Source organism: Candidatus Magnetobacterium casense, assembly GCF_019173545.1.
GTDB lineage: Bacteria > Nitrospirota > Thermodesulfovibrionia > Thermodesulfovibrionales > Magnetobacteriaceae > Magnetobacterium > Magnetobacterium cryptolimnobacter.
In genome coordinates, this window is record NZ_JABXWD010000675.1 from 1 (window position 1) to 1,342 (window position 1,342).

Annotated in this window: 2 protein-coding genes and 1 pseudogene; 2 read left to right on the forward strand and 1 reads right to left on the reverse strand. The window is 52.2% G+C overall.

Annotated features, from left to right (window positions below; genetic code table 11):
- Positions 1-653 (forward strand): annotated as a pseudogene (locus HWQ67_RS18650) (AMP phosphorylase); the annotation flags it as partial.
- Positions 654-737: 84 nt separating this feature from the next.
- On the opposite strand, the gene HWQ67_RS18655 reads toward HWQ67_RS18650, so the two are convergent.
- The gene (locus HWQ67_RS18655) at positions 738-971 is read right to left on the reverse strand and encodes an Lrp/AsnC family transcriptional regulator (RefSeq protein ID WP_218254200.1); all 234 of its coding nucleotides are present in this window, start codon (positions 969-971) and stop codon (positions 738-740) included.
- Between the two features lie 101 nt (positions 972-1,072).
- Here HWQ67_RS18655 and HWQ67_RS18660 point away from each other — a divergent pair.
- Positions 1,073-1,342: hypothetical protein (locus tag HWQ67_RS18660; protein ID WP_218254201.1), on the forward strand; the 270-nt coding region annotated here is incomplete at its 3' end.

Here is a 1,342-nt window from a genome sequence, read left to right on the forward strand (position 1 = left end):
AGCTGGCCCACCACTTCATAGAGTTGGGGAAGAAGCTGGGGATAAAGGTTTCCTGTGTGAGCACGTTTGGGGAGCAGCCTGTTGGCAGGGCTATGGGCCCGGCGCTGGAGGCCAGGGAGGCCCTGAACACGCTGCTGACAGGAAGGGGCCCTGTTGATCTGATAGAAAAGGCCTCGATAGTTGCAGGGATGCTGTTTGAGTTCAAGGGGTTCAAGAACCCGCAACAGATGGCGTCTGACATTATAACTTCGGGAAAGGCCGGGAAAAAACTGAAGCAGATAATAGCGGCGCAGGGAGGCAACCCCAACATAAAGCCCGAGGACATACCGATAGGGCCCTGTGTGGCAAAACTGAAGGCGGCCTGCTCAGGGAAGGTGTGGTGGATAAGCAACCATGCGCTGGTGCACATCTGCAGGGAAGCCGGGGCGCCTAAGGCGAAGGGGGCCGGAGTTTACCTGTACAAGAAGGTCGGGGATGCTGTAAAGAAGGGAGATGTTCTGATGGAGATATATTCCGAGAACACGTTCAAGCTGAACAGGGCGCTGAATGCGGCCAGCCAGCACTACATAATAGGGATTGGGGACAAGTACGACATGATGCTGGCCAGGATACCGGAAGAGAAATACGCCAAGAGGTTCATTCTGGAGAGGTAGACGGTTTTTGGTTATAGAGCTTCGGCTAAACTGAGAACAAAAAAGAAACAGCGGGGGCTAAAAACTGCAGGAACTTCCCCCTTTTTAATCGACAACGATGTTGGTCTGTGTCCTGATTACGCCGGATGTGAACTGTATCTTGGACACTACCAGGGCTCCCAGGGTGTTGATGTCAGACGCCTCTATCCTTGCTATTGCGTCGTAGGGGCCTGTCACAACATGGACTTCTCTGACGCCGTCTATCTTGGCTATCTGCTTTGTGACTTCCTTTGCCTTTCCCTGGGAAATCTCGATGAAGATGTAGGCTGATACCGCCATTTTAACCTCCTGATTAGTTAAAGGTTCGGGGCTTTTAAAACTTTCCTCCAAGGGTAATGATGCTCTGGTTCGGGGACAGGAGGCTGAAGAGGGCCGAAAAGATGGATGAGATTTACAGGAAGGTGTCCAGAAAGGGCGTTAAAATCACTGAGAAGGGCACGTTCGGCCCGACACTCACATTAAACACATACAATATACTGTGCGACCTGGAGAGCTACAGAATGCTGGAGGGGCTGGATGACGGCCTGATGTTTGATGCCGGGTCGGGGAACGGATGCGTCCTGGCTGTGGCAAAATCCATTTTCAAGCTGAACTGCTTCGGAATAGAGTGCGACAGGGAGCTGATGGAGGAGGCTGATGAATATTTTTCG